The organism is Acinetobacter sp. ASP199 (assembly GCF_022700675.1).
Taxonomy (GTDB): Bacteria; Pseudomonadota; Gammaproteobacteria; order Pseudomonadales; family Moraxellaceae; genus Acinetobacter.
In genome coordinates this window covers 418,204-436,980 of record NZ_CP062182.1, presented here as the reverse complement: position 1 = coordinate 436,980, position 18,777 = coordinate 418,204, and the positions used below count along the sequence as shown (strand labels likewise).

General features: G+C 44.6%; 19 protein-coding genes. 4 read left to right on the top strand and 15 right to left on the bottom strand.

Annotated features, from left to right (window positions below):
* Window positions 1-28 precede the first annotated feature (28 nt).
* The 5 genes from IHE35_RS02040 to IHE35_RS02020 all read right to left on the bottom strand — a co-directional run bounded on the left by IHE35_RS02040 (window position 29) and on the right by IHE35_RS02020 (window position 3,708).
* A complete protein-coding gene (locus tag IHE35_RS02040; RefSeq protein ID WP_242788912.1) occupies window positions 29-433 on the bottom strand; it encodes a biopolymer transporter ExbD in 405 nt (134 codons plus the stop codon).
* Complete coding sequence (locus IHE35_RS02035) at window positions 433-1,053, bottom strand: MotA/TolQ/ExbB proton channel family protein (protein WP_242788911.1); 621 nt, start codon at window positions 1,051-1,053, stop codon at window positions 433-435. The genes IHE35_RS02040 and IHE35_RS02035 overlap by 1 nt, the downstream gene beginning before the upstream one ends.
* Window positions 1,054-1,078: 25 nt before the next feature.
* The gene (locus tag IHE35_RS02030; RefSeq protein WP_242788910.1) at window positions 1,079-1,852 is read right to left on the bottom strand and encodes an energy transducer TonB; all 774 of its coding nucleotides are present in this window, start codon (window positions 1,850-1,852) and stop codon (window positions 1,079-1,081) included.
* Window positions 1,853-2,061: 209 nt separating this feature from the next.
* On the bottom strand, window positions 2,062-2,928 hold the full coding sequence (gene purU, locus IHE35_RS02025) for a formyltetrahydrofolate deformylase (RefSeq protein ID WP_242788908.1): 867 nt from the start codon (window positions 2,926-2,928) through the stop codon (window positions 2,062-2,064).
* A 60-nt stretch (window positions 2,929-2,988) separates the two neighbouring features.
* The gene (locus tag IHE35_RS02020; protein WP_242788905.1) at window positions 2,989-3,708 is read right to left on the bottom strand and encodes a TetR/AcrR family transcriptional regulator; all 720 of its coding nucleotides are present in this window, start codon (window positions 3,706-3,708) and stop codon (window positions 2,989-2,991) included.
* A 136-nt stretch (window positions 3,709-3,844) separates the two neighbouring features.
* Between IHE35_RS02020 and IHE35_RS02015 the strand changes: the two genes are divergently transcribed.
* The 4 genes from IHE35_RS02015 to IHE35_RS02000 all read left to right on the top strand — a co-directional run bounded on the left by IHE35_RS02015 (window position 3,845) and on the right by IHE35_RS02000 (window position 7,734).
* Window positions 3,845-5,293, top strand: coding sequence for a coniferyl aldehyde dehydrogenase (locus tag IHE35_RS02015; RefSeq protein ID WP_242788903.1), 1,449 nt, complete (start codon window positions 3,845-3,847; stop codon window positions 5,291-5,293).
* A 165-nt stretch (window positions 5,294-5,458) separates the two neighbouring features.
* Window positions 5,459-5,695, top strand: coding sequence for a 50S ribosomal protein L28 (gene rpmB / locus IHE35_RS02010; protein ID WP_004813275.1), 237 nt, complete (start codon window positions 5,459-5,461; stop codon window positions 5,693-5,695).
* A gap of 16 nt (window positions 5,696-5,711) precedes the next feature.
* Window positions 5,712-5,867 (top strand): 50S ribosomal protein L33, encoded by a 156-nt coding sequence (gene rpmG, locus IHE35_RS02005; RefSeq protein ID WP_001205031.1) that lies wholly within the window; start codon window positions 5,712-5,714, stop codon window positions 5,865-5,867.
* Window positions 5,868-6,018: 151 nt separating this feature from the next.
* Window positions 6,019-7,734 (top strand): cation:proton antiporter, encoded by a 1,716-nt coding sequence (locus tag IHE35_RS02000; RefSeq protein ID WP_242788900.1) that lies wholly within the window; start codon window positions 6,019-6,021, stop codon window positions 7,732-7,734.
* 60 nt (window positions 7,735-7,794) lie between these two features.
* Here the strand turns inward: IHE35_RS02000 and IHE35_RS01995 are convergent, their stop codons facing one another.
* The 10 genes from IHE35_RS01995 to IHE35_RS01950 all read right to left on the bottom strand — a co-directional run bounded on the left by IHE35_RS01995 (window position 7,795) and on the right by IHE35_RS01950 (window position 18,682).
* Window positions 7,795-8,073 carry a hypothetical protein gene (locus tag IHE35_RS01995; RefSeq protein WP_242788897.1) on the bottom strand — a complete coding sequence of 93 codons (279 nt, stop codon included), beginning with the start codon at window positions 8,071-8,073 and terminating at the stop codon, window positions 7,795-7,797.
* Between the two features lie 105 nt (window positions 8,074-8,178).
* On the bottom strand, window positions 8,179-8,682 hold the full coding sequence (locus IHE35_RS01990; RefSeq protein WP_242788895.1) for a DUF6586 family protein: 504 nt from the start codon (window positions 8,680-8,682) through the stop codon (window positions 8,179-8,181).
* Between the two features lie 287 nt (window positions 8,683-8,969).
* Window positions 8,970-9,221: an RNA-binding protein gene (locus IHE35_RS01985; protein ID WP_004890294.1), complete on the bottom strand. Its 252-nt coding sequence runs from the start codon at window positions 9,219-9,221 to the stop codon at window positions 8,970-8,972.
* 83 nt (window positions 9,222-9,304) lie between these two features.
* Entirely contained in the window at window positions 9,305-11,293 is a 1,989-nt protein-coding gene (locus IHE35_RS01980; RefSeq protein WP_242788894.1) for an ATP-dependent helicase, read from the bottom strand.
* A gap of 271 nt (window positions 11,294-11,564) precedes the next feature.
* A complete protein-coding gene (locus IHE35_RS01975) occupies window positions 11,565-12,707 on the bottom strand; it encodes a glycerate kinase (protein ID WP_242788892.1) in 1,143 nt (380 codons plus the stop codon).
* Window positions 12,708-12,829: 122 nt separating this feature from the next.
* Complete coding sequence (locus tag IHE35_RS01970) at window positions 12,830-13,588, bottom strand: hypothetical protein (protein WP_242788890.1); 759 nt, start codon at window positions 13,586-13,588, stop codon at window positions 12,830-12,832.
* Between the two features lie 3 nt (window positions 13,589-13,591).
* Entirely contained in the window at window positions 13,592-14,395 is an 804-nt protein-coding gene (locus tag IHE35_RS01965; protein WP_242788884.1) for an NYN domain-containing protein, read from the bottom strand.
* A gap of 92 nt (window positions 14,396-14,487) precedes the next feature.
* Complete coding sequence (gene topA, locus IHE35_RS01960) at window positions 14,488-17,130, bottom strand: type I DNA topoisomerase (RefSeq protein WP_242788883.1); 2,643 nt, start codon at window positions 17,128-17,130, stop codon at window positions 14,488-14,490.
* A 33-nt stretch (window positions 17,131-17,163) separates the two neighbouring features.
* On the bottom strand, window positions 17,164-17,613 hold the full coding sequence (locus IHE35_RS01955; protein WP_163172224.1) for an ammonium transporter: 450 nt from the start codon (window positions 17,611-17,613) through the stop codon (window positions 17,164-17,166).
* A gap of 70 nt (window positions 17,614-17,683) precedes the next feature.
* Window positions 17,684-18,682: a hypothetical protein gene (locus IHE35_RS01950; protein ID WP_163172226.1), complete on the bottom strand. Its 999-nt coding sequence runs from the start codon at window positions 18,680-18,682 to the stop codon at window positions 17,684-17,686.
* Window positions 18,683-18,777 lie beyond the last annotated feature (95 nt).

Here is an 18,777-nt window from a genome sequence, read left to right as displayed (position 1 = left end):
CGGGTCGCTTTTTTTGATCTTGAAAAAATCAGTTATCGGTTGCAAAAGCAATATCGCTGAGTCCGGCTCCACTCGCGCGTGACATCACTTGAGCAACTGTGTCATAACGTGATTCTTTATCCGCCTTCAATACAATCGTTGGCTGACGCTCTGCCTGACCTGCTTCATTGAAACGGCTTTCCAGCTGTTCCAGGCTAAGCACATCACCATTCCATGCCACATCACCCTGAGAGTTAATGCTGATGGTAATGTTCTCTGGCGGAAGATCAATAATTTCCGCAGTCGTTTGTGGCAAGGTTAATGGAATTGATGGGTTCGCAACGGTCGCTGTCACCAGGAAGATGATCATCAATACCAACATAATGTCGATCAGGGGAATGAGATTCATCTCATTCATGCCTGTATCGTTGTCTTCACCCAGTTGAAAAGCCATTAAACTTGACCTCTCACTAAACTGTCTTGTGCAACTTTGCTTTCAGCTTTCTTTGCAGATTCCTGTTGCAGCATCGTATCAATCAATAAGCTATGGGCATGGTCTTGTAGTTCATGCGATAAACCACGGTTAAAACGTACCGCGATGTTATAAGCCAATACAGCTGGAATCGCCACTGCCAGACCCAGACCCGTCATGATCAGTGCTTCACCTACTGGTGTTGCCACCTGAGCCAGACCTGCCTGACCACTCTTACCCACTGCTACCAATGCATGGAAGATACCCCATACTGTACCGAATAAACCAATGAAAGGTGAAATCGATGCGATGGTACCCAGAACCGAAACACCTTTCTCCGCATTGGCTTTTTCAGCTGCAATCTGGCGTAGCAATGCTTGTTCAGCTACGGCTTTGCGTTGTTCAAAGCCCAAAGGCGCCATTTTTGATTTCAGTTTATCTAGGGCATCAGATAACTGTGCATAAGCCACTTGCTTGAGTTGGCGCGTACCGAGTAAACGCAGTACAAAGATCGTCCATGTCACAATCGACATTGCCAGTAACACAAAATAAAGTGTTTTACTGACTGCATCAGCATGTTGCCAATAAACTGAAAAGTTCATATTCGAACTCCTAATGGGTTAGCCGTTATCTGGTAATCTGGAAGTCAAAGGGCTGCTCAACACGTGTTGGATAAGCAACGCCATTTTCAACATATTTGGTTAATTGTGCACGACGTACAGCAGACTCGACCTTACGGTTAATCGAAGGACTGCAGCTTGAATTACGTGCTGTCGCAGCCACTACCTTGCCCTGTTCATTCGCTGAGATATCCACCACCATGGAACAGGAACTTTTCAATTCACCTGCTGACATCGATACTTTTGGCGTACGCAACCAGGTCACACCACCACCCAAAGAAACACTCTTAGGAGAAGGAGGCGCAGGTGGTGCCGGTGGCGCAACAGGCGCAGGCGGTGCCACAGGTGCTGGTGGAGGTGTCGGAGCAACTTTGGTTTCTTTCACAACCGTTGGTACAACCGGACTTGGCGTTGGTTTTGCTTCAACTGGTGGTGCCACAACCTTAGGTGTTTCAGCCTTCTTCACTTCCTGGATTTTTTCAACCTTCTTCGGCGGTGGTGGCAACGGTTTTTCAACAATCTTGACCTCTTTCGGCTTCGGCGGCTCTTTCTTCGGCTCAGGCTTTGGCTTCGGAGGTAATGGTTTTGGTGCTTCCTGTAGTTTTACAAAGCGAACCTTCATCGGCTCCTTGTCTACAGGCTTGAGGTCAGGTGCTTCCATCTGGCTGACAGCCCACAATAGGCCAACATGTCCCACCAGCACAGCCGCCATGACAGCTGCAACTTTCTTCTTCATCTGGTTGGGTGGAGTAGGCGTCATAGGAGAAGCAACTTGACTCATTAAATCTTTTACCTTGAGGAGATGATGTAAAACAAACGATCAAGCTCATCGGTTAGCACAATTAAAGTACGCCAATAATAAATGAGAAGTGTTTTCATTTGCAATAACAATCCCCAACTTTCTTCATTTTTTTTCGAAAAAATGAGAGAAACAACTCAAATAAAAAAAGGCATACTTAAAGTATGCCTTTTTAAATGATGATGCAAGACTTATTGGAATACCACCGTCTTGTTACCATCTACAATAATACGGTCTTCCAGATGCCATCTTACGGCACGTGCCAGCACATTACGCTCAACGTCCTGCCCCAGTTCACGCAGCTGATCTACAGTAAAGTCATGGTTTACACGCTCTACGTCTTGCTCAATGATTGGACCTTGGTCCAGATCCGCAGTCACATAGTGTGCAGTCGCACCGATCAGTTTTACGCCTTTCTCATAAGCCTGTTTGTACGGATTTGCACCCACGAACGCTGGCAGGAACGAATGGTGAATGTTGATCACTTTCATTTCCCATTTTTGTACAAATTCTTCATCCAGAATCTGCATATAGCGCGCCAGTACTAACAAATCATTGCCTTGCATCAGCTCATCAATTTTTGCATAAGCTTCACGTTTGTTGTCTTTGGTCACTGGTACCACTTCAAATGGGATACCAAAGTTTTCAACCGATTCACGCAGTGTTTCATGATTCGATACCACTTTGGTGATTTCGCATGGCAAGCCACCACGTGCATGACGCCATAACAGCTCAAGTAAAGCATGATCAACTTTTGACACCAGAATGCCGACTTTTTTCACATCACTTACCAGTGCCAGACGCCAATGCATGTTATAGCGTTCTGCAACATTAGCAGCAAAAGTCTGTAACAGGCTTTCTTTACGGCTTTGCAGGTTATCCAGTTCAAACTCAACACGCATGAAGTAACGTCCACCCTGAGCCTCTGTCGCGTATTGATCAAGCGCAGTAATATTGGCGCCCTGATGATACAAGAAGCTTGAAACAGCCTGCACGATGCCCGGCTTGTCTTCACAAGTAATCAATAAACGTGCGGTGTTAGCAGTCGTCATATTCATGTTGGTAAACGTCACTAATCAGATAAATTAAAAAATAAGCCGAGTATTCTAGCGCGTTTCTTAATTATTCTGAATAGTCTGTTCAGTTTCCCGATCTTTAGCGGATGACAGACTGGCAAAAAGCTCGGAAGAACCAAAGGAATTCAACAGGCTTTCATAAGTCTCACGGCTTTCGCGACGCAGATATGCCCCTTCCAGGAACACCATCTGACGTAATGCCTGCCAGACCCATTTTTCTTCCAGATGGTTCGAGTCGGTAATATGACCTGACATATACAGGAAGTTGGTCCAGTTGGTCAGCACGATCCACAGGTTGATAATTAAGGCTTCAATTTCCGAATCTGTCATTTCCATCAGACCTGCAGTGACGAAAGCCTTGTAGATTTTTTGTCCCTGCTGCATCACTTCACCGGCAAAGCGCGGATATAGCTTACGGAAGTCTTCATTATTTTCAACAAGGTGGTAAACATCACGATGCAGGAAACGATAGGCCCATAACTGGCTGCTGAGCACCTGAAAATAATGAATCTTGTCATTGGCATCCAGCGGACGGTCATCCGGCAATGCCAGCATTTCCAGGGTTTCCTTCTGGTACTGCTCCATCAGTTCCTTGATGATTTCATTCTTATTGCGGAAATGATAGTACAAATTACCCGGGCTCATACTCAGTTCAGCAGCAATATGATTCGTCGTAACAGAACGCTCACCACGCTCATTAAATAACTGCAAACTGAGCTGCAAAATACGTTCTTTGGTTTTCAACGTTTTGGTTTGGGACATCCTAAAATAACCATTCAGTTCATGTACCCGCACGCACCAGCAGCGCATTGACGGTCGAGTACACAAAGTAACTTGACTAATTAGAGTATTTACTCTAAAAATGAATAATCGATTTTCTTAAAAATGGTAGTGCTGCATGAACAGTCACACAAAAACGACATTAATGACACCACATTTTTTTGATAGCCAGTGCCTTAATGACATTCTGGCACAACAAAAACATGCCTACTTACGTTACCCCTTGCCGACTGCAAAGGAACGTATCGATCGTTTAGCTCGACTTAAGCGTATCTTAGTTAAGTATCAAGATCAATTTGCCGATGCAATTAATCAGGATTATGGCAACCGTTCGATTGGGGAAACCAAAATCGGGGAACTGTTGACCTGCCTGGAACACATTAAATACTACAGTAAGAATCTGACTGGCTGGATGAAGCCATCAAAACGTCATGTCAGCATTATTCACCAGCCAGCGAAAGCCTGGGTGCAGTACCAGCCTTTAGGTGTGGTCGGCATCATCGCGCCATGGAACTATCCTTTATTATTATCCATTGGACCATTGGTCTGTGCACTGGCTGCAGGCAACCATGCCATGATCAAGGTATCTAGCGCATCCGCAGCATTTGGTGCAGTACTGGAAAAAGCACTGGCAGAAGCCTTCCCGAAAGAACTGGTCGCGGTAGTAAATGGTGGTGGGACTGTATCTGATGCATTCTCTCATTTGGCATTCGACAAGCTGATTTTCACTGGCTCAACCGCAGTCGGTAAAACCGTGATGGCAGCGGCGGCAGAAAATCTGGTACCGGTGATTCTGGAACTGGGTGGAAAATCCCCTGTTCTGGTTCATCCATCTATTGATATGAAGGATGTGGCAGAGCGTATTGCGGTGGGTAAACTCTGGAATGCCGGTCAAACCTGTGTGGCCCCTGACTATATGTTCCTGCCACGCAGCAAAACCGCTGAATTTATCGACCATTTCCGCAGTTATGTGGAAACCATGTACCCGGATATCACCCATAATCAGGATTACACCTCGATTATCAATGACAGGCAGTACAACCGTCTGCAAGGCTATTTAGAAGACGCACGTGCGCGCGGTGCCCAGGTTATTGAAATCAATCCGCGCAATGAAACACCAGCAAATCTGCGTAAGATTGCACCGACGATTCTGACCAATGTGACGCCTGATATGGATATCATGAAGAATGAAATCTTCGGTCCGTTGCTGCCAATCATGGAATATGATCAAATTGACGATGTAATCGACTTTATTAATAGCCGTCCGCGTCCACTTGCATTATACTATTTCGACTTTGATCAGGCGCGTGCCGATTATGTCGCACAGCGTACCCATTCAGGGCACTTCGGCCAGAACACGGTACTCACTCATGTCGCACAGGATGACCTGCCATTTGGCGGCGTTGGCGCTTCGGGGATGGGTAAATACCATGGGCCGGAAGGCTTCTTCAGTTTGTCGCATGAACGGTCTGTAATGTCTAATCCTAAGCTATATAGCTTGAAATACATTCTCCCACCGTTTAATAAGCCGATTCATAAACTGATTTCGAAGACTCTTCTTCGGTAAATGATCAAGGCATGAGCTGTTGCACCATCTCATGCCCGGTTTTAGACAAAATCGCTTGTCTTTTAAGCGCATTTTTGGTATAAAACGCCCCTTGAATGAATTCAATCCGTTTATTTTTGACTGGCCATACAGATTTGCTGTTGGCTAAATCAATGGAGTTACACCATGTCTAAGGTTTGCCAAGTTACCGGCAAGCGTCCAGTCGTTGGTAACAACGTCTCACACGCCAACAACAAAACTAAGCGCCGGTTCGAGCCGAACCTGCACCAACACCGCTTCTGGTTAGAAAGCGAAAAACGTTTCGTACGTCTTCGTCTTACTACTAAAGGTATGCGTATTATCGATAAATTGGGCATTGAAAAGGTTGTTGCTGACCTTCGTGCTCAAGGTCAAAAGATCTAAGTAAGGAGTCAGGACAATGCGTGATAAGATTCGCTTAGTTTCTTCAGCTGGTACAGGTTATTTCTATACCACTACTAAGAACAAACGTACTATGCCGGAAAAAATGGAAATCAAAAAATTTGATCCAAAAATCCGTCAACACGTGATCTTCAAAGAAGCTAAAATTAAATAATTTTAGTTTTTTGAAAAAAGCGACCTTTTAGGGTCGTTTTTTTTGCATTTTTTTTATTCAGCTTGATAAACTTTCTGTCTCTTTTGGCACTTTTTGTGCTTATTTCCCATAAAAAACTGAAATCTCAAAATTCATCTTAAAGGAGTAGTTAGTGCCACATGACGTAGATCTCATTATATTACTGGCTGTAGGCTTTGGACTGGCGCTGGCATTTGGCTATATCGCTGCACGCTTGCGTTTACCTCCTTTGATCGGATATCTGATCGCGGGGATTCTGATTAGCCCCAATACCCCTGGGGTGGTCGGTGATATCCAGCTCGCCAACCAGCTGGCCGAATTAGGCGTCATGTTCCTGATGTTTGGTGTCGGGATGCACTTTTCCTTAAATGACCTGATGCAGGTAAGGCGTATTGCCCTGCCTGGCGCGATCCTGCAAATTGCAGTGGCTACCCTGCTTGGAATTGGTGTCTCCATGCTCTGGGGCTGGAGTTTTGGTTCTGCGCTTGTCTTTGGTCTAAGCCTCTCCTGTGCCAGTACTGTCGTACTCCTGAAAGCGCTGGGAGATCGTGGTCTGCTCGAATCCATTAACGGCAAGATTGCCGTGGGCTGGCTGCTGGTTGAAGATCTGGTCATGGTATTGGCACTGGTGCTACTTCCTGCAACCGCAGTTTTACTCGGTGGTCAGGCACTAGAAGGCAGCAGTGATGAGAATATCTGGCTCACCTTGGGCATTACCCTACTCAAGGTCGCAGGCTTTATTGCCTTTATGCTGATTGTTGGTAAACGCCTGATACCAATGATCATGCAGGTTGTTGCACGTCTAGGTTCACGTGAACTGTTCACTTTAACCGTTGTTGCTGCTGCTGTATCGATTGCCTTTGGCGCCTACAAAGTCTTTGGTGTCTCGATGGCACTGGGTGCGTTCTTTGCGGGTATGGTCGTGAAAGAATCCGACTTCAGCCATCGTGCAGAAGAAGAAACCCTGCCACTACGTGAAATTTTCTCGATTCTATTCTTCGTAGCTGTGGGCATGCTGTTCGATCCACGTATTTTGATCGAAGAGCCGCTGCATGTATTGGCCGTGGTCGGCATTATTATGATTGGTAAGACCATCGCTGCGATAGCACTGGTACTATTCTTCCGCTATCCAATCAATACAGCGCTGACAGTGGGCGCTTCACTGGCACAGATTGGTGAATTTTCGTTTATTCTTGCTGCACTTGGCGTATCGCTAAATCTGCTCTCCCTGGAAGGACAAAACCTGATTCTGGCGGGTGCCTTGATTTCGATTACCCTGAACTCCTTTATTTTCTCTGCCATCGAACCCGTACAGAAATGGATTCGCGAACGTTCCAACCTGGCGCGCTTACTGGAGCGCAGTGGTGACCCACTGGCCATGCTACCTGATGAAGTGTCCCAGGACTACCTGCGCGATCAGGTCGTGATTGTCGGCCATGGTGAAGTGGGACGTCGCATCACGACTTCCTTGATGGAACAGAACATCAAAGTTGTGATTGCTGAAGAAAACCGGGAGATTGTTGAAAAATTGCGTACCAAAGGCATTGCTGCGGTGTCCGGTGTAGCGACTGAACCAGGCGTACTCATTCAGGCGCATATCCAGCATGCACGTCTGCTGGTCATTTCCCCAATGGATATTCTGGACATTCATAAAATCGTGGATATTGCCAAGACCCTAAATCCTGAAATTCAGGTCCTGGTCTGTGCCGAAAGTAAGGAAGAAGCTGAAGTCATCCGCCGTGATAATATCGGTGCGGTGTACTATGCTAAAGAAGAAATGGCGAAGAATATGAGCCGTCATATCCTGCATCAGATTCAGATTGCCCATCAGAATCCCTCACATCATTAAAACCATTAAAGCAAAAAGCGCACTTTAAAGTGCGCTTTTTTATTCAGGATGGGAGGGCAATCAACTTAAATATTTTGGTTTTTCATCCACAATTTCAGCCTGCATTTCATTCGCCTGCTTTTCGAGCAGACCAAATAAAGCTGCCTGAATCATATGCTGAGCAACCACGGGGGTCTGATCACCGAGAAGGGCTTTTACTTCATCATTAAACTGAATAATGACCAATGGTTGTTTTTCTGAGCCTGCATTGCGTAATGCCAACTCACCACTTTCCAGTTGAACGAGTTCTAAAATCGCTTCTTGATTACCAAATAATTCTTTCAATTGTTCTATAGACATATGTCCTCCATGTTCAACATGGTGGCAAAGCGCAGAATCACTTTGCATCGCTTAGTGTATTGGATATATGGTTAATAATTTCAATTTCAAGGGCCATTGGTCGGATTAAAATTCCACCATCTCATTGCGAAAACCATCGATCAATTGTGTCAGGTCTCGATGCCATTCGCGCAGGATGGCAGTATCCGGCAACCAGGCTTGAGGGGTTTGCGTGACTTTAATAATCAGTTTGGAAGATGTTTCATCTTCAGGTTCTGGCACATTCGGCTCAGGTGTATACTGACAGAGGCGATAAGCACGCTTCAGCTCAGCGATAAAACCACTCTTAGACAATTGCTGCATTACGGTCACTTCAGGAGAGATCTGCCCTTTCGCAGCCATCTGCTCTTCAATCGACTTCAAGGTCGGACTCAGATCATTTAAACGATAGTAACGCACCAGTTCCTGCAAAAAAGCCAAGACTGCACCATGCAAATGAAAGACTGCTGCTTCACGATGTGCCTGAGCCTGCTGGACATGATCGGTTTGCTCTGCTTGCTGACAGGCAAGGCGGGCGAAATAAAGTTTCTGATTGGTACGGTCCGCATGATAGCGAGCAACACGAGTCATGGATTTTTCCTAAGTATTAAAACAAATTTTGGCTTTTATAACTTAAAACCAGATCATTATTTTTACAATGGAATTTATTTTATTTGTTGATCTTTTCCAGGAATCGCCAAGAACATGTACGCTCTATTCTTCTAATTTCTTTGAGTCACTAATCAATCATTCTATTGAAGAGAATTTAAAACCAATACGTTAATTTTTTAAAATTAGGGAAATCACTATTGGCTTAAAGAGAATAAAAGAAAATTTAATTTCCATAAAAAAGGAGCATCATCTGCTCCTTTTTCGATTTACGCCTGTGGCTTTTCTTCAGCCTGTTTGACACGAATGCCTGTGCCATGTAAACGTAAAGTATTTAGACCTTTGATCGCTTTAACTGCTTCACGGCCATGCGGCATTTCTACAAAAGCGAAGCCTTTAGATTTACCAGTTTCAGCATCCAGCACCAGAGTACAAGTATCTACTGTGCCATATTGCTTGAACAATTCCAGTAACTCAGCCTCTGTCACAGTACGTTCCAAGTTACGAACTAAAATTTTCATTTGATAACCTTAAGAAGATAGGCAAAAAACATCAAAAAGCACTCGCCTACTCTACTTTTTGCATACAACAACATCCGTCTAGTTTAATCGAGATCAATGCCAAAATCTAAATTAATCGACTGGCGCTCAATTAAGGCACTTTTCACGGTTTGCTGACGGGGCTTGTAATGGGTTTCTGTCGTACACAAATGGCGAGTCAGATCATTCATAAAATAACTCTCTACTTTACGGCCTTGCTCATCCACTGTTTCACGTGCCCAGTGATTCAGGTTTTGTTTGGTCAGGATCAGTTCATTCTGCGCACGGGTGAGTGCCACATAGAGTACCCGACGTTCTTCTTCGACATCATCAAAATCACCCTGTGCTCGCGTATGAGGATACTGTCCCGGTGTCACATTCGCCACATAACACACTTTCTGCTCTGTCCCTTTGGCAGAGTGGATAGTGATTAAGGTCACTACATCAGGATCTGACTGTCTTTCAATTTCAGAAATCGATACTGGATCGAGTACATATTCTTCCAGGAACTCACTCAGCTGGGCATGTTTGGATGCAAGCTGCTTGACCAGTTCAAAATCACCCTGACGGCGATTCCAGTCTTTTTTATAGTTTTCAGCAAGCTGGCTTTCAATGGCTTGAATGGCCAGAGTGACGCAGGCTTCAACTTCTGTTTTTAGCACAGCCATCTGCTTCATGATCAGAATGGATTCCAATGGAATCTTGCCAAATTTTTCCAGCTTGTCTGCAATGATGTCCATCTCAGGCTCTGCCAGGAGTTGTTGTGACAGTTTGCTGGCACCGACATCACCCACGCCATTCCACAGCGTCAGGAAACGCATCCAGGCAATATCATCCAGCGGATTGGCAACTACGCGTAACAAACTCAGCAAGTCTTTGACATGTGCAGTTTCTAAGAGCTTCATCCCACCGATAAAACGATACGGCACATTGGCAGCAATACAGGCTGCTTCAATATGGCGTGCCGCAAAACTGGAACGCACCAGCACCATATGATCAGACCATTTACTGCCTTGTAAGTAATGACGCTCTTTGATATCGATGGCGATCCATTTGGCTTCATCAAACTCGTTCGGGAAGATATGCATTTTTGGCTTGATGCCTTCACCCCGATGTGCATCCAGCCGCTTGTCATATTTAATTTCGGATTGATCCAGCAGCCAGTTGGACAGGTCTAGAATTTCCTGAGTCGAGCGGTAATTTTTTTCCAGTTTAAAAATCTGTGCATCAGGCACACGCTCTTTGAAATGGTGAATATTTTCAAAGTCCGCACCACGGAAGCCATAAATTGACTGTGCATCATCTCCAACACAGAACAGACTGATATGATCTTTGAGTGGTTCTAGCAAAGCCCATTGGAGTGGATTGGTGTCCTGCATTTCATCGACCAGCATGTGTCGACAAATTGAAGATACATATTCGACCAGACCTTCAGACTGCGCCAATGCACTAGCAACGACTGCAAGGATATCGTCATAATCCAGGAAACTACGTGCCTTTTTACGTGCCTCGTATTCTTTCATGATGTCAGCAATCTGGTCTTTCAGCGCCAGATATTCCGGCATCTGTTTTTCCAAAGCCAAACTGAGTTTCTGACGGGTATTTCGTGCGAAGGAATACAGATCACACAGTTCCTGCGGCTTGGGCAAATGATTGGGATTTTTCTTGTCATCACGACCACGGATCAGGCGAAACATCATCAGCTGATCATCACGGTCAATAATCGAAAACTGCTCCAGTCCAAATGCTTTGGGAATCCGGCGCAATAAATACATACAGAAGGTATGGAAAGTTGATGCACGTAGACCTTTGGCCTGTTCACCCAAAGCCAGTTCCACACGTGCGACAATTTCACTGGCTGCACGGCGGGTAAAAGTCAAAATCTGAATCTGATTGGCGGGCACACCCTGATCGATCAGATAAGCTGCTCGTGCCACGATGGTTTTAGTTTTGCCACAACCTGCCCCAGCCAGGACCAGACTATGCTTGGCATCAGTCGTCGCAGCTTGCTTTTGTTGGGGGTTCAGTTCATCAATTAGGGCGGCTAAACTCATGATCACTCATCTTTTTATGGATAGGTGTAGTTTAACAGATCACTCTTATGAAGGCTTTCTGCTACTTGGAAACAGTTTCAATATTTTATCTTGTGATTTGTTATAGGGATGACAGCATGAATGCTGTCTGCTGAATTGGGGGATAAAAATATACCATCAATCCAGCAAAAGTTTTTTGTTAATTTCATCTTTGAAAAGTAAGATATGCCTACGCATTTGCACCTGATATTTTATAACTCTGTTGAGGCTATGATGGTTTATAAAAATGAACCTAAATATTCTGTTCTTGAATATTTTTGACAGTTCGAACAACTGCTTTTTCCAGATTCACTTCCGCATTTTTTAATGCTTCTTCTAATGAATACCCCGGTGGATTAATTCCCACAATCTGGCTAAATCCAGCCTGATACAGTGACTCAATCCCCTCACCGACCAGACCTGCAAAAGCAATCACAGGTTTATTAAATTGCTTTGCGACCTGAGCAACGCCAAACGGCGTTTTGCCTAAGGCCGTCTGACTATCAATTTTGCCTTCACCAGTCAGCACATAATCCGCCTGCGCAATTTTTTCTGTCAATCGGCTTTGCTCGATAATCAATTCCACACCGGATTGTAATTTGGCACCCATAAATGCCATAAGACTAAAACCCAAGCCACCTGCTGCCCCAGCACCTGCGGTATCTCTCACAGAAATACCTAAGCTTGCTTCGACCAGATCAGCAAAATGACTAAGATTATGATCCAGTTGCCGCACCATTTCCGGTGTAGCTCCCTTCTGCGGCCCAAAGATTGCCGAAGCGCCATTCGGCCCACACAGCGGATTATTAACATCAGACGCTATCAGGATTTCGATATTTTTTAAACGGGAATCCAACTGAGAAAGATCAATTCGGTCTATCTGATCTAAATCACCTCCACAGACTTGAACCAATTCACCTGATGCATTGATAAACTGCACACCCAGTGCCTGCGCCATACCCGCACCGCCATCATTGGTAACACTACCACCAAGTCCAATAATGATTTTTTCAACACCAAGATCTAATGCCTGTTTGATCATCTCTCCTGTGCCATAGGTCGAGGTGAGCATTGGATTGCGTTGAGAGTTTTCCAACAGATGAATACCATTGGCTTTGGCCATTTCAATCACTGCTGTAGCGCCTTGATCGACTAAAGCAAAATAAGTCGAAACTTGCTGAGTCATTAAAGGTCCTGTCACCTTACAGGTAATACGTAGACCATTTAAGGAGCGCAGCAAGGCATCTACTGTTCCCTCACCACCATCTGCCATAGGCACAGCAATACAGCGCGCATCAGGAAAGACATGCAAAATACCACGTTGCATGGCCTGACATGCTTGCTCGGCTGACATACTTTCTTTAAAGGAGTCGGGTGCCAGGACAAAAGTATGCATATTCTTCTCAATTATTACTGTTTTATGGTCAGAAGTTTCACTCTATCGATCAGCTCATGAACCAGTATCAAATTTATTTACCAGCACGACTAAAGTTGTGGATAAATTCAAGGTTATCCACATTAGCGTTTCCAACCCAATTCAATCGCAGTGATCTCGTTAATTAGAGTCTGACTTAAAGATTCTGGCATTTTGCTTGACGTCTGAGAGGTCGGAATATACCCCGCCATCAGTTCTGCTTTAGCTTGAGGAAATAAAGGTTGCTGATCTGGAAATGCATATCCCACAGGATACATCGGCTGACCGGTCGCCAGATCATATTTATCGCTGGCTCCAAAAGCATGTAATAGCTCATGTACAAGGACAATCTTGTTTTGTTCAGTCTGTTTCTTGGAAGCAAACAGGTTCACTGATCCAATCCGTCCTTTTTGTAAAGCCGTTGAATGCTTTAATACTTTATGTTGTGCCGGATCATAATAATTTAAATACAAGGTCACATTGGCTGAAGAATCTGAACTTTGCTGTTGTTGCCAGGCATAGAAACGAAATTTCAGGCTCCAGAAAATGGTATCTATGATTGATGCCTGCTCAGGGACTTTAGGTGGTAATTCTTTTAGTTCACGTCCAAGATTGAAATAAAAATAGGTTGGCTGACCACGATACTGCTGGGCAGCCATTTCCAGATATTTTTGTGCTCCATTTAAATCCTGAGCCGAAAGCTGTTGAATATATTGCTGGGTAACTACTGAACCATCCGCATTGATTGGATGCAACAAAACAAAAACTGGCTTGGACCAGTCCTGGTTTTGGTCACGATAGGCATTGACTGCGACCACAAATAAAATCACAAGCAAGATCAGGATTCGGATTTTTTTCCACATGCTTTAAGCACTCTGTTTTTTTATTTTTCTGAGAAACATCTGGCTCATTTCAATTTTAGTTTCAAAAAGATTTAAAGTTTTAATTAAACCTGAAAGTTTGGCACGACCATAATTTCGAGAGTCAAAATCAGGTTTTACCGCACTTATATATTGCCCAACCATACTTAAATTCGCCCAACCGTTTTCATCCGCATTATCTTTTACAGCTTTATAAATTAAATTAAGCGTAGCTCGATCCATCCCTTCAGGTAACTGAATTTCCTTTTGGGCAGATATAGTTTTTTGTCCATTTGTCTTGGTAATCTCCGAAACTTTTTTATCTATTAGGTCTGTTTCTTCACTATCCTCATTATTTTTAATTTCGCTATCTACAAGTAAGTTCTCAATATAAATGAACTTGTCACAAGCTTTCTTAAATGCTTCGGGTGTAGCTTTTTTACCAAAACCATAGACAGTAAGACCATTTTCACGAATACGTGAAGCTAAAGGCGTGAAATCGCTATCGCTAGATACTATACAGAACCCATCTAATGCACCTGCATAAAGTAAATCCATAGCATCAATAATTAAGATCATGTCTGTTGCGTCTTTACCTTTGGTATAGGCAAATTGCTGTACAGGAGTAATCGCATGTGGAAGTAAAACATCGCGCCATTTTTTTAACGTTTCACTGCTCCAATCCCCATAAACACGTTTAACACTGGCAATACCGTATTTAGCAACTTCTTCTAATACTGATGAGATTGCATTAATCGATGAATTATCCGCATCAATGAGCACCGCAAATTTTTTTGTCTGAATACCCACACCTTCCCCAAATTTTATTATTAAGCAAATTTCTAAAATTTATTCTGCCATAAAAAATGCCGACATCAGTCGGCATTTTTTATTTTTAACTTTTAGGCTTCAACCCATTTTCCGTCCTGGTAAACCAGAGACCATTTGGTCTGCTTACCTTCAGGTGTTTCTGAACCAATATATTGCGACTGGTTTTTACGGCTGAATTTCACCAGAGTTGGATTCCCTTCAGGATCTACATCTGGCGCCTGCAAAATAAACTGATATTTCGGATCCAGCTGCTCTGCAACAGTACGTAGTTCCGCCACCTTCGGCGCACGGGTTTCACGTACTTTAGGGAATTTACTCGCTGCCAGGAACAGACCTGCTGCACCATCACGTAGAACAAAGAAGTCATCATGCTTGGTTGAGCGTAAGTGTTCCATCTTGATTGGATCAACACGCGGTGGCGCAGGCTGACCATTTTTCAGGACTTTACGGGTATTGTCACAGCTGGTGCAGGCAAAGTACGGACCAAAACGGCCAGTCTTCAACTGCATTTCACCATCACATTTGTCACATGGGATGGTTGGGCCATCATAACCCTTAATCTTGAACTCACCTTCTTCCAGTTCAAAACCGGCACAGTCCGGGTTGTTACCACAGACATGCAGTTTACGACCACCATCAATGACGTAGCTGTCCATTGCAGTTGAGCAGATCGGACAACGTTTTTTCGACATCAGATCAGCCGTTTCAGCAGCATCATCGTCAGACAATGCAGCCAAAGACTCAACTGGGGTCAGGTTCAGTGTACCTTTACAACGCTCTTTAGGCGGCAGGTTATAACCTGAACAACCCAAGAATACACCTGTTGTTCCGGTACGGATCTGCATCGGACGGTCGCATTCTTTACAGTGCACAGCATTGACTTCTACTGGCTGATTACGGCGCATACCGCTCTCACCCTGCGCATTGGTTAAACGCTTCTTAAAGTCACCGTAGAAACTATCTAATAGCTCTTTCCAGTTACGTTCACCATCCGCCACCTTATCCAGCTGACCCTCAAGATCTGCAGTAAAGGCATAATTCATCAGGTTGTTGAAACTTTCATCCAGACGATCGGTAACGATTTCACCCATTTTTTCAGCAAACAGACGGCGGTTATCCAGTTTCACATAACCACGGTCTTGAATGGTCGAAATAATCGCTGCATAGGTCGAAGGACGGCCAATGCCACGTTTTTCAAGCTCTTTTACCAATGATGCTTCAGTGAAGCGTGCAGGTGGTTTAGTGAAATGTTGAGAAGGATCAAGTTTCTCAAGTTTCAGCACTTCACCCACTTTGACTGCTGGCAACAAAATATCGTCATCTGCTTTGTTGGCACCACGAACTTTGGTGAAACCATCAAAGACCAGAGTACGGCCTTTGGCTTTCAGCTCCACACCATTGGCATCAACCAGGATGGTAGAAGATAAATATTCAGCAGATGTCATCTGGCAGGCAACAAACTGACGCCAGATCAGATCATATAGACGCTGTGCGTCACGTTCCACACCGACCAGGCTATCGCCTTTTAAGCCAACGGTTGAAGGACGAATCGCTTCGTGGGCTTCTTGTGCACCGGCTTTATTGCCATAACGGTTTGGCTTGGCAGGTAGGTATTTTTCACCGAATTCAGATTCGATGTGACCACGTACCATAGTGACCGCATCATCACTCAAGAAGGTGGAGTCAGTACGCATATAAGTAATGAAGCCTGCTTCATACAGACGCTGTGCCAGCATCATGGTTTTCTTTACCGAGAAACCTAAACGGGTGCTGGCTGCCTGTTGCAAGGTCGAGGTGATATATGGCGCGCTTGGATTGACCTTGGTCGGTTTATCCTCACGGCTCATCACCTTGTATTCGGCATCTTTAATCAGATTCAACAAAGCATCAGTTTCAGCTTTATTGTGCAGCTTTAAGGTTTTGCCATTTTGCTTGACTGCTTCCAGGCGAATGTCATCTTTTTTCGCTTTGGTATCAGCGAATACTTGCCAGTATTCTTCAGGAATAAAGGCACGGATTTCACGTTCACGTTCTACGACTAGTTTTACTGCAACAGATTGCACACGGCCTGCAGACAGACCACGGGCAATTTTTTCCCACAGCAGTGGCGAGATCATAAAGCCGACTACACGATCCAGGAAACGGCGTGCCTGTTGAGCATTCACCTTATTGGTATCCAGACGGGTTGGATGCTTGAAGGCTTCCTGAATGGCATTTTTGGTAATTTCGTTGAAGACCACACGCTGGTAGCGCGAATCATCACCGCCGATCACTTCTTTCAAGTGCCAAGCAATTGCTTCCCCTTCACGGTCCAAATCCGTTGCCAGATAGACTTCATCGACTTGCGATGCCAGTTTTTTCAGTTCAGCAACCACATGTTCTTTGCCGGGTAGGACTTCGTATTTGGCTTTCCAGTCGTGTTCTGGATCTACCCCCATACGGTTAATCAACGCCTGCTGTGATTTTTCCGCTTTTTCTGCTTCAGTCAGCTTGGTTCGCGTTGCTGGTTTTTTCTCTGTGCTTTTGGCAGAGCCGCCAGTCGGCAAATCACGCACGTGACCAACCGATGATTTCACAATGTAGTTCGAACCGAGGTATTTGTTGATTGTTTTCGCTTTTGCAGGCGACTCCACAATCACTAAGGCACGCTTACTTCCAGCGTCGGGAGACTTCGCTGTGCTGCTTTTTGATGTGGACCGAGGAGCGTTCGCCATAATTAACCGTTTAATCCTGTATATTCTAAAAAATTAAAGTTCAGCCAAGGAATGTAATAGTGCCTTGATGTCATCGAGCTGGGCTGCTTTTAGATCAGCTTCTTCATCCCAATACAGTCCAACACAGTTTGCCTGCATATCAATAGCATAAATGCCTTTTAATGCAATGGGAAAATCTTTAAATTTGTCATCACCTTGTACCAGCTCAAGCTTTTGATCTACTACACGGGCACGCATCAGCGGCATGCGTGCGTCTGGAATCAGCACACTATAATAAGCCACCATACTGGCACGCTTTTCAGTGGCCATCGGCACTTTCGTCCAGTCAGGAGCCACGACCAGACGTGGGTGCAATCCCATCTTGCGGGCTTTCTCACGCATCATCCCTAGGGCTTTTTCTCTTGGGCTGACACGCAGACCAAAAATAGATCCCAGTACAAATACAATGATGACGACAGCAACCCAGATTCCTGTATTTTCCATAGCTCAACCTTTATGTTCTATTATTAGAGTTGCATAAGCTCAATATAAAACGCAAGTTTGCGCGACAAAATTAATTCAGGAACATCTCATGGCTGTAGAGAATTTCGTGACCATTCCAGTAAATATAGCCTTTCTCTAGCAGCTCCTTGAGTAACAAACGCACATCGGATTTTGGAAATAACTGTTCCAGCAAATCTCGCAGTTCATAAATATCTTTAGGCTTGTCACCTTGCAGTTCACGCAGCTTGCGTGCCACTTCTATCTGTACCGGATCAATGCGGGCAAAGTTCTTGAATAGCCCCTGCTGTGCAGACTGAATAGTAGATTGCTCTTGAATAACTTCTTGTGGCTCTTCCGGAGTCAATTCAGCAATGGCCTGGCTCAGATCAAGCGGTGTGCTTGGTGCAGCAGACAGATCCAGTTGTGACCATTGTTTTAATACCTTTTTACGGAAAGCTATCTGATCCTCATAGCGTTTCACAATCTTGAGGTTAATCAGCATTCCGACGACATGCTGGGCTTTACTTGGCAGCACTTGCAATATATTCGCTACTGAATTTTTCAGACTTTCTAAGGTAGTTGGCTTACCCGGCATTTTTGCCAGTGCATCACAATATTTTTTGACCAGCTGTAAAGCGGGTTTTTGCTGAATAGTGTCAAGACTTGGAATCTTGAATTTTGGATTAGCTTTTTTATCCTGTTCCGGTTCTGCCTGTACCCGAATCAGGCTACAGTGAATGTCAGATGCGATCAGCATTTGCATGAGCATTTCACTGCTGTCCATGGCTGAAATCAGTTCTACATGCGTATCCGGCTCCAGCAGTGCCATCAACTGCCCGACAATTACCGCATATTCATACTCGCGGTGTTCAGCTTCAGGAATGTCCAGAATAACCACTTGCCCACTGGCAATCCATCCCGCCAGCTCAGTCAGATCTTCCAGTTCAAATTCAAACTTGCCAGCACAGCTAAACAGGTACAAGGTTGGATAATGCTTGGTGATATCACGCAATAGACTGGCAGTCGGGAAATTATTTTCAAGATCGAGTAAAACAACTTTCTGTGACATGGAACACCAATCTAAGCAAAACCTGGAAGCGCTATTAGAGGGGTAAGCGTGAAAAAGGTCAAATTATTTTCAGCATGGATATTTTTACTGGCAAA

Excerpts from the sequence above, each read along its gene's own strand:
- IHE35_RS01990 (WP_242788895.1), bottom strand. The coding sequence starts at position 8,682 with ATGACTCGTGTTGCTCGCTATCATGCGGACCGTACCAATCAGAAACTT.
- purU (WP_242788908.1), bottom strand. The coding sequence starts at position 2,928 with ATGAATATGACGACTGCTAACACCGCACGTTTATTGATTACTTGTGAA.
- IHE35_RS02015 (WP_242788903.1), top strand. The coding sequence starts at position 3,845 with ATGAACAGTCACACAAAAACGACATTAATGACACCACATTTTTTTGAT.
- IHE35_RS01995 (WP_242788897.1), bottom strand. The coding sequence starts at position 8,073 with ATGTCTATAGAACAATTGAAAGAATTATTTGGTAATCAAGAAGCGATT.
- topA (WP_242788883.1), bottom strand. The coding sequence starts at position 17,130 with ATGGCGAACGCTCCTCGGTCCACATCAAAAAGCAGCACAGCGAAGTCT.
- IHE35_RS02035 (WP_242788911.1), bottom strand. The coding sequence starts at position 1,053 with ATGAACTTTTCAGTTTATTGGCAACATGCTGATGCAGTCAGTAAAACA.
- IHE35_RS02030 (WP_242788910.1), bottom strand. The coding sequence starts at position 1,852 with ATGAGTCAAGTTGCTTCTCCTATGACGCCTACTCCACCCAACCAGATG.
- IHE35_RS01970 (WP_242788890.1), bottom strand. The coding sequence starts at position 13,588 with ATGTGGAAAAAAATCCGAATCCTGATCTTGCTTGTGATTTTATTTGTG.
- IHE35_RS01975 (WP_242788892.1), bottom strand. The coding sequence starts at position 12,707 with ATGCATACTTTTGTCCTGGCACCCGACTCCTTTAAAGAAAGTATGTCA.
- IHE35_RS02020 (WP_242788905.1), bottom strand. The coding sequence starts at position 3,708 with ATGTCCCAAACCAAAACGTTGAAAACCAAAGAACGTATTTTGCAGCTC.
- IHE35_RS02040 (WP_242788912.1), bottom strand. The coding sequence starts at position 433 with ATGGCTTTTCAACTGGGTGAAGACAACGATACAGGCATGAATGAGATG.
- IHE35_RS01985 (WP_004890294.1), bottom strand. The coding sequence starts at position 9,221 with ATGAAAATTTTAGTTCGTAACTTGGAACGTACTGTGACAGAGGCTGAG.
- rpmG (WP_001205031.1), top strand. The coding sequence starts at position 5,712 with ATGCGTGATAAGATTCGCTTAGTTTCTTCAGCTGGTACAGGTTATTTC.
- IHE35_RS01955 (WP_163172224.1), bottom strand. The coding sequence starts at position 17,613 with ATGGAAAATACAGGAATCTGGGTTGCTGTCGTCATCATTGTATTTGTA.
- IHE35_RS01980 (WP_242788894.1), bottom strand. The coding sequence starts at position 11,293 with ATGAGTTTAGCCGCCCTAATTGATGAACTGAACCCCCAACAAAAGCAA.
- IHE35_RS01950 (WP_163172226.1), bottom strand. The coding sequence starts at position 18,682 with ATGTCACAGAAAGTTGTTTTACTCGATCTTGAAAATAATTTCCCGACT.
- rpmB (WP_004813275.1), top strand. The coding sequence starts at position 5,459 with ATGTCTAAGGTTTGCCAAGTTACCGGCAAGCGTCCAGTCGTTGGTAAC.